Below are 7771 nucleotides of genomic sequence, written 5' to 3' on the forward strand. Positions count from 1 at the left end.
GTCGCCTGCGTGCGTGCGAAGTTCGGTTCGATGGCCAGCGCCTGCCGAACGTGGGCCAGAGCGGCATCGTGCTGCTTTAGCGCCCAGCAGACGACGCCACGTTCGAGCCATGCCGGCCAATGTCCAGGCGAGCGCGCAACGACTTCGCCGTAGAGCGCCTCGGCAGCGGCCCAGCGGCCGGCGGTGTGCGCCTGCCGTGCGCTCTCGAAAAGTGGCTCGACCGCCGCCGGTCGTGCAGCCGAAGCGAACAGCTCGAATGCCTGCGGCCGCCGCTCCACCGACACCGGATCGAAGCCGGCCTCGGTCAGCCGGCGTTGCAGGGTAGCGGCGCTGAAGCCGGTACGGTGCCCCATGTAGTGCCGGCCGGCAGCAATCGACGCACGGTGTCCCCAGAGCACGTCGAGCACCGCGATCGGCCCGATCGGCGAGCGGTACAACTCGCCCTCCAGGTCGCCGCTGGCGATCTTCCCGGCCAGGCTCTGGACGTCGGGCACGACGATATACGCCATCCCGCCGGGCCGCAACACGCGCCGGAACTCGGCGAGAGCGGTCGGCACCTCGTGCGCCAGCAGATGCTCGAGGATGTGAAGGCGTTTGCCAGAACGCCGTCTCCAATTGACGTGCGCTCTCGACGAAAACCCTGTCGCTCATCGTGTCGGGCGAGGCGACGCCGATCTTGTCAAGCCGGTTGACAGGCCTGACCGGGCTACCGATACTTTCGGCAATCCCGTTGGATTCCCGATCCTCCTCAGCGTCTCCCCTGCATCGGTCGGCGCCGTCTGGACGGTGACGACACTGGCCAAAAACTGGCTACGGCCGTTGTGGACGCGCAGGCCCAGGCAGCGGGTGGCGGCCGACCGACTCAATCCACGTTCCTGGAGGACATGACTCCCATGATTCATCGACCATCGATCGTCGCCGGACTGATCGCTGCCCTGTTGGCGGCAGAACCGTTCTCGACCGCGGCAGCACCCATTCCGTCGCCGGATTCCCCGAGGGTACAGCTCCCCGGCACGTCTCCCGCACAGGGTAAGGTGGACGCCGGCCTGAAGGCATTGAACGCCGGCGAGCTGGTGGCCGCCGAGGCCGCATTCACGGAAGCGGCCAGGGTTGATCCCAAGCTGTCCGCAGCCTACATCGGTCTGGCGGAAGTCGCCGCACGGCAAAACAAGCCCGCCCGCGTGGAATACTGGCTGAAGCAGGCGCTGTCGGTCGATCCGAACGGCGCGCTGACGCAGCGCACCTGGGGCCGCTACCTGTTTCAGCAAGGGCGCTTCGTCGAAGCCGAGGTCACTTTCAAGAAGGCGGTCGCGCTCGACCCACGCTCGGTGGACGCTCAGCTCAACCTCGCCGAGAACTCCCTGCTTGGCCTCAAGAAGGCAAAACCGGCAGAAGACGCCTACCGTGCGGCCATCGCGCTCGACGCCGGCAATCCGCAGGCGCATGCGGGTCTGGCCGCGACGCTGGCGGCGCAAGGCCACCCGGATGCGGCACTCGCCGAGTATGAGCAGGCGGTCCGGCTTGCGCCTGCCGACCCGAAGTTCGCGCACGCCCTCGCCCGCTTCCTGGCGTCCCAGGGCAAACTCGATCAGGCTCTGGCCGCACAGCAGAAGATCATCGCCATGGCGCCGGATTTTTTCCCCGCCTACATCGATCTCGGCGACCTGTATCTGGCCAGGGGCGACCTCGACCAGGCCGCCAACACCTATCGCTCCGCCACCAAGGTGACCAAAAACCCGGCGCTGGCCTTCTTCAAACTCGGGACCGTGCTCGAAGGCCAGCAGCGCTGGGCCGAAGCCGAACAGGCCTACCTCGAGGCCGTGCGGAACGACCCGATGATGTATGGCGCGTACAACAATCTCGCCTTCATGGCCGCGGTGCGCAAGGAGCGTCTCGACGACGCGCTGGTCTGGGCCAGGAAGGCGGCTGAACTGGCGCCCAAAGTGACGACGATCCAGGACACGCTTGGCTGGGTCCACCGGGCCCGTGGTGAACTCGGCCCGGCCGCGCAGGCGATCGAGAAGGCGGTTGCCGCCAACCCCAAGAAGGCCGGTTTCCGCTACCACCTCGGGGTGGTCTATGCCGAGCAGGGCAAGAAGAAGGAAGCGGTCGCCGCGCTGCAGAAAGCACTCGAACTCGACCAGAACTTCAACCACGCGGCCGACGCCAGACAGCGCCTGCAGCAACTCTCGGCGAAGTAGCGAGCGCGGGCGGCCGAGGTATGCTGCTCCCCAAAAGAAAAGCGGCCCGCAGGCCGCTTTTCATTCTGCCCTACCGATTCGTTTAATCTGAAAGTCGCATATCTCCCCTCTCCACTCGCTGGAGAGGAAAACGTCAGACTGAACGGCGACGGCGCGCTGCCCCCAGGCCGAGCAGGCCCATGCCCATCAGGACCAGTGTGGCCGGCTCGGGAGTCTTGAAGCTGTCAAGTTCGCGGGCCACGATCTTGTCGTCGACCAGCGCGAAGGTGACAAAGTCCTTGTCGCCAGCGGCCACACGCGTGAAGGTATAGTCGAAGGTGAACACGCGGTCAACCGAACGGTCGTACGAACCGACCGCGTCGGAACCCGAGCAGGAACCGATGTCGGCGCCCGTGCAGACGGTGGAGACTGAAATCTCGGGCAGACCACCGCCGAGATCATCGACCGTCACCTTGCTGTAGGTGGCGAAGCTGGCGGTGATGCCGGCGGTGATCGCCGCGGCGATCGCGGCTGGTGTGGTCGAAGAGGCGAAGACCGAGCCGCCGAGGCCGGTGATGCTGCTGGCAAAGGTCGGACCCAAGGTGCAGGTGCCGGATGAAGAGCAGAAGTCGATACCGATCACATCGGCACTAACGCCGCCAATTGCCGCCAACGTGCTGGCAAGGGTGGCGCCGCCGAGAGTCTTGAAGCCGGCATCGCCGAGCGCGATGATGAAGCGGTTCGAACCGGCACGCCATCCACCACCAGCCGCCGCAGCGCTGATGCCGTCGTAACCCAGTTCGGGGTAATCACCGCCGCCACCGGCGCCCAGCCCGGAGATGGCGGCCACGGTGGTCGCGTTAACCGAATCGACAGGTGCCTTCACCAGACCGAAAGTCGGGTCATTGTAGAAAGCGACCCCACTCGCGACGCTGCCGAATGAACCGAGGCTGGTGAGCAGACCCCCCGCCATCGCTTTCGCGCCGGCAATCGCGCCACCCATGCTGCCGGTGGTGTCGAAAACGAACATCACGTCGATCAGCGCATCCGTCGGTGTCTCTTTGGTGACGGTGACGGTCTTGGTGATGGTCACCGACTCGCCGACGCCGAGGCTGGCGCTGAAGCTGGTGGGCGCAATCGAATCGGCGTAAACGGCGCCGGAGGCCAGGATTCCCAGGGCACCGACTGCAGCGGCGCTGGCCCTTTTAAGGGCTGGAAGAACCGAAGTAAATTGCATTTGATATCTCCTTTGAGAAAGGTTGAAGGGCCTGTCCGGGAGGACTCAAAGGCACCTGCAGGGTACCAAGCAAATACCATGCCAAAGCTTTTCAATATATCGACAACTGATTCATATTAAAAATGAATGATCGAATAATGGGCGGTGACACAGGGTAATTCCTGGTTTCCTTCGGGGCGCGCTGTAAGATTTTTCGACACCTACTCTTACCAGGGGAAATGCCGACAACACGGGTTGCCATTCAGCCAGCCTCACCGGCCGCCCTGCTCATCGCGACCCCGCTCTGGCGTCTGGCCAGCAGCGTATACACCGTCGGCACGACGAACAGCGTCAGGAAGGTGCCGAGCAGCAGCCCGCCGACGATGACCCAGCCGATCTGCTGGCGGCTCTCGGCGCCGGCACCGCTGCCGAGCGCCAGCGGAATTGCGCCCAGCACCATCGCGCCAGTGGTCATCAGGATCGGTCGCAGGCGCAGTTCGGAAGCCTCGATCACCGCCTGCCGGACCCCGCGCCCCTGCGCCTGCAACTGATTGGCGAACTCGACGATCAGAATGCCGTGCTTGGTGATCAGGCCCACCAGCGTGACCAGTCCGATCTGGCTGTACACATTGAGCGTCCCGCCGCTCAGGAGCAGCGCCAGCAGTGCGCCGGTCATCGACAGCGGCACCGTCAGCATGATGATGAACGGGTCGCGGAAACTCTCGAACTGGGCGGCGAGCACCAGGTAGATGAACGCCAGCGCGAGCATGAAGGTCAGCGCCAGCGACGACGACGAGAGCTTGAACTCGCGTGACTGGCCGGCGTAGTCGATGGCGTAACCGGGCGGCAGGACGCGCCCGGCGGTGCTTTCAAGAAACTGCAGCGCTTCGCCCATGGCGTAGCCTGGGGTCAGGTTGGCGGTCAGGGTGACCGCACGGCGCTGCCCGAAATGGTTGAGTTCGCGCGGGCTGACCGTTTCGTCGACGCTGAGCAGGTTGGCCAGCGGGATCATGCTGCCATCCCTGGCGCGAACGAAGAGGTCGCGGATGTCGGAAGGCGTCGAACGATCGGCGTTGGCGACCTGAACGATCACGTCGTATTGCTCGCCCTCACGCTTGAAACGGGTGACCTGGCGACCACCGAGCATGGTCTCGAGCGTCCGCCCGACGGTTTCGATCTGCACCCCGGTATCCATCGACTTGTCGCGATTGACGATCACCGACAGTTCGGGCTTGTTCAGCTTGAGATCGGTATCGACGTTGGTCAGACCCGGGTTTTTCGCCACCTCGTCGAGGAGCCTGGCAGTGATCTTGTCGAGCTCGACGTACGATGCCGAGGTGACGATGACGAAATTGATCGGCCGCTCACGCGGGCTCTGACCGAGCGACGGCGGCAAAACCGGAAAAGCCAGCACGCCGGGAATTCCCGAAAACTTCGGGAACAGTTCCTTGACCACGGCCGCCGAGTTGCGCTTGCGCTCCTGCCAATCGGTGAGACCGACAAAGGAGATGCCCTGGCTGACAGTCGGGTTGCCGGCAACGACGAAGTAGCGCTCGACATCGGCGGTATGCGCGTAGAGGTCCTCGATCTGCCGGGCGTATTGGTCGGTGTAGTCGAGCGTCGCGCCTTCCGGCCCGAGAAAGACGCCGATGATGATGCCACGGTCCTCGATCGGCGCCAGTTCGGACTTGAGCGCGCCGAGCAGGAAGACGTTCGCCCCCGCGACCAGCGCGAACGCCAGCATCACCAGCCAGCGCTGCGCCAGTGCCGCGGTCAGCACACGACGGTAGGCCCGCGTCAGCGCGTCCAGGAGGTTTTCGACGGCGACGTAGGCCTTGCCGTGCCGAGCCTCGTGTCTGAGCAGCAGCGAGCACATCATCGGTGACAGCGTCAATGCGACGAAACCGGAAACCAGAACGGCGCCGGCCAGCGTCAGCGCGAATTCGACGAACAGCTTGCCGGTCCGCCCGGTCATGAAGGCGACCGGCGCATACACTGCAGCCAGGGTGATGGTCATCGCGACGACCGCGAAACCGATCTCCTGCGCTCCCTGAAAGGCTGCCTTGCGCCGTGGCATGCCCGCCTCGATGTGGCGATAGATGTTTTCCAGGACGACGATCGCGTCATCGACGACCAGACCGATCGCCAGCACCAGCGCCAATAGGGTCAGGGTATTGATCGTGAAGCCGAGCGCCAGCATCAGCGCAAAAGCGCCGATCAGCGAGACCGGAATCGTCACCAGCGGAATCAGCGTCGCCCGGAAATTGCGCAGAAAGATGAAAATGATCAGCAGCACCAGCAGCATCGCTTCACCGATGGTCTTGAAGACCGCGTCGATCGAGCGGTCAATGAACACCGACGAATCGTAGGCGATGTTCGCGGTCATTCCCGGCGGCAGCTCGCCGATCACTTTGGGCAGTTCGCCGCGCAGCGCCCGTGACAGTTCGAGCGGGTTGGCGGTGGCCTGCTTGATGACTCCCAGCGCGACCGCCGGCCGACCCTTGAAACGCACGCTGCTGCGCTCGGAAGCGGCACCGATCTCGACGCGACCGAGGTCGGCGATGCGCACCGGATAGCTGCCCCTGGCGTCGCTCGCCTGCTTGACGATGATCCCGGCAAACTGCGCCGCTTCGCCAAGATCGGTGCGCGCGACCACCGAGAACTCGCGACTCCGGCTTTCGATGCGACCGGCCGGCACCTCGACGTTCTGCCGGCGCAAGGCATCCTCGACATCCTGTGGCATCAGGTTGAAGGCCGCCAGCCGGTCGCGATCAAGCCAGATGCGCATGGCGAACTTGCGCTCGCCGAAGACGCGCACGTCGGCAGCGCCGGGCAGCGTCTGCAGGCGCGGTTTGACGATCCGATTGGCGACATCGGTGACTTCGAGTGCCGAGTGCTGGTCCGACGAGAAGGCGATCCAGATGATCGGATTGGCGTCGGCTTCGACCTTGGCGATGACCGGCTCGTCGATGTCGGCCGGCAGCTTGTTGCGTACGCGCGAAACGCGGTCGCGGACATCCGACGCCGCCGAATCCGGATGGCGCTCAAGCTTGAAGCGCACCGAAATCTGGCTGTTCTCCTGGCGCGAAATCGAGGTGATGACGTCGACCCCCTCGATGCCGGCCAGCGAATCCTCGAGCGGCTTGCTGATCTGCGACTCGACGATCTCGGCCGAAGCGCCACGATAGGTGGTATCGACGGTCACCACGGGTTCGTCGATCTTCGGGTATTCACGCACCGGCAGGCGGGTGTAGGAGACCAGACCGACGAGCAGGATCGATAGCGAGAGTACCGTCGCGAAGACCGGGCGGCGAATGCACAGGTCGGAAATCTTCATTGGCCCGCCCCCGGTGCAGCCGCTGGCGTGCCCCCCTGCACGGTCGCGGCTGCCGGCGGCGGTTCGGCCTGGCCTTCGCCGACGGCACGCACCGCGGCACCATCGCGCAGCTTCATCTGCCCGGCGCTGACCACTTCGTCGCCGGCGCGCAAGCCCTCGACGACTTCGACCTGGCCGTCGCGCCGCAGGCCGGTCCTGACCGGCACACGTTGCGCCCGACCACCGACGACACGGTAAACGTAAGGCGCCTTGCTGTCCGCAACCAGCGCTTGTTCCGGGATCAGCAGCACATTGTTGCGTTGCTCGAAAATCAGGCGGACACGCACGAACATGCCGGGACGCAGGCGTGCTTCACCGTTCGGCAGGTGCGCACGCAGCGAAATCGCACGGCCGCCGGCCTCGACCAGCGGATTGATCGCATCAAGTACCGCGGTAAACCTCTGGCCCGGCAGGGCGTCGCTCGACACTTCGAGCTGTTGTCCGGGTTTGAGTTGGCTCAGGTAAGACTCGGGCAGGCGAAAATCGATCTTCAGCGTACGGATATCCTCGATATTGACCAGTTCCTGCCCTTCCTTGACATAGTCACCAACACTGATGTTGCGAATGCCGACGATGCCGGAGAACGGCGCGCGCAGGCGCATCTTGTCGAAGCGCGCCTGCGCCAGGGCCAAGGCGGCTTCCTGAACCTTCAGCGTGGCCTCGGCATGGTCAAGCGCCTGCTGGCTGATGAACTTTTTCGCGAACAAATCCTGGGTGCGCCGGTGGTTGGTCTGTGCCAGTCCCAGATTGGCCTTCGCCTGGTCGAGTTCGGCCGCCTGCGTTGCCGCGTCGAGTGCCAGCAGCAGCGAGCCCTTGCTGACCGCGACCCCGTCCCTGAAGTGAATCGCGGCGACCCGACCGGGCGTCTCGGGACGCACAACGACCGACTCGTTCGAGCGCAGCGAACCGACGGCGGTGGCATCGAGGGCCAGTTCGGCGGCCTGTACGCGCGCCGTTTCGACGCGCGGCGGCGGCCCGCCTCCCGGCGGACCGGCAGGC

General features: G+C 64.9%; 5 protein-coding genes. 1 reads left to right on the forward strand and 4 read right to left on the reverse strand.

The window, feature by feature from the left end:
- Positions 1 to 557, reverse strand: a 557-nt coding sequence (locus CAPSK01_RS23445; RefSeq protein WP_273703863.1) for a tetratricopeptide repeat protein, incomplete at its 3' end; no start/stop codon positions are given.
- Between the two features lie 336 nt (positions 558 to 893).
- Here CAPSK01_RS23445 and CAPSK01_RS16225 point away from each other — a divergent pair.
- On the forward strand, positions 894 to 2201 hold the full coding sequence (locus CAPSK01_RS16225; RefSeq protein WP_034929033.1) for a tetratricopeptide repeat protein: 1308 nt from the start codon (positions 894 to 896) through the stop codon (positions 2199 to 2201).
- Between the two features lie 133 nt (positions 2202 to 2334).
- Here CAPSK01_RS16225 and CAPSK01_RS16230 read toward each other — a convergent pair whose 3' ends face one another.
- The 3 genes from CAPSK01_RS16230 to CAPSK01_RS16240 all read right to left on the reverse strand — a co-directional run.
- The gene (locus CAPSK01_RS16230; RefSeq protein WP_034929035.1) at positions 2335 to 3417 is read right to left on the reverse strand and encodes a PEP-CTERM sorting domain-containing protein; all 1083 of its coding nucleotides are present in this window, start codon (positions 3415 to 3417) and stop codon (positions 2335 to 2337) included.
- Between the two features lie 241 nt (positions 3418 to 3658).
- On the reverse strand, positions 3659 to 6733 hold the full coding sequence (locus CAPSK01_RS16235) for an efflux RND transporter permease subunit (RefSeq protein ID WP_034929037.1): 3075 nt from the start codon (positions 6731 to 6733) through the stop codon (positions 3659 to 3661).
- The coding region (locus CAPSK01_RS16240) for an efflux RND transporter periplasmic adaptor subunit (RefSeq protein ID WP_273703864.1) at positions 6730 to 7771 on the reverse strand (1042 nt) is incomplete at its 5' end. The genes CAPSK01_RS16240 and CAPSK01_RS16235, both read right to left, overlap by 4 nt.

This window comes from Candidatus Accumulibacter vicinus (assembly GCF_000584955.1).
Classification (GTDB): domain Bacteria; phylum Pseudomonadota; class Gammaproteobacteria; order Burkholderiales; family Rhodocyclaceae; genus Accumulibacter; species Accumulibacter vicinus.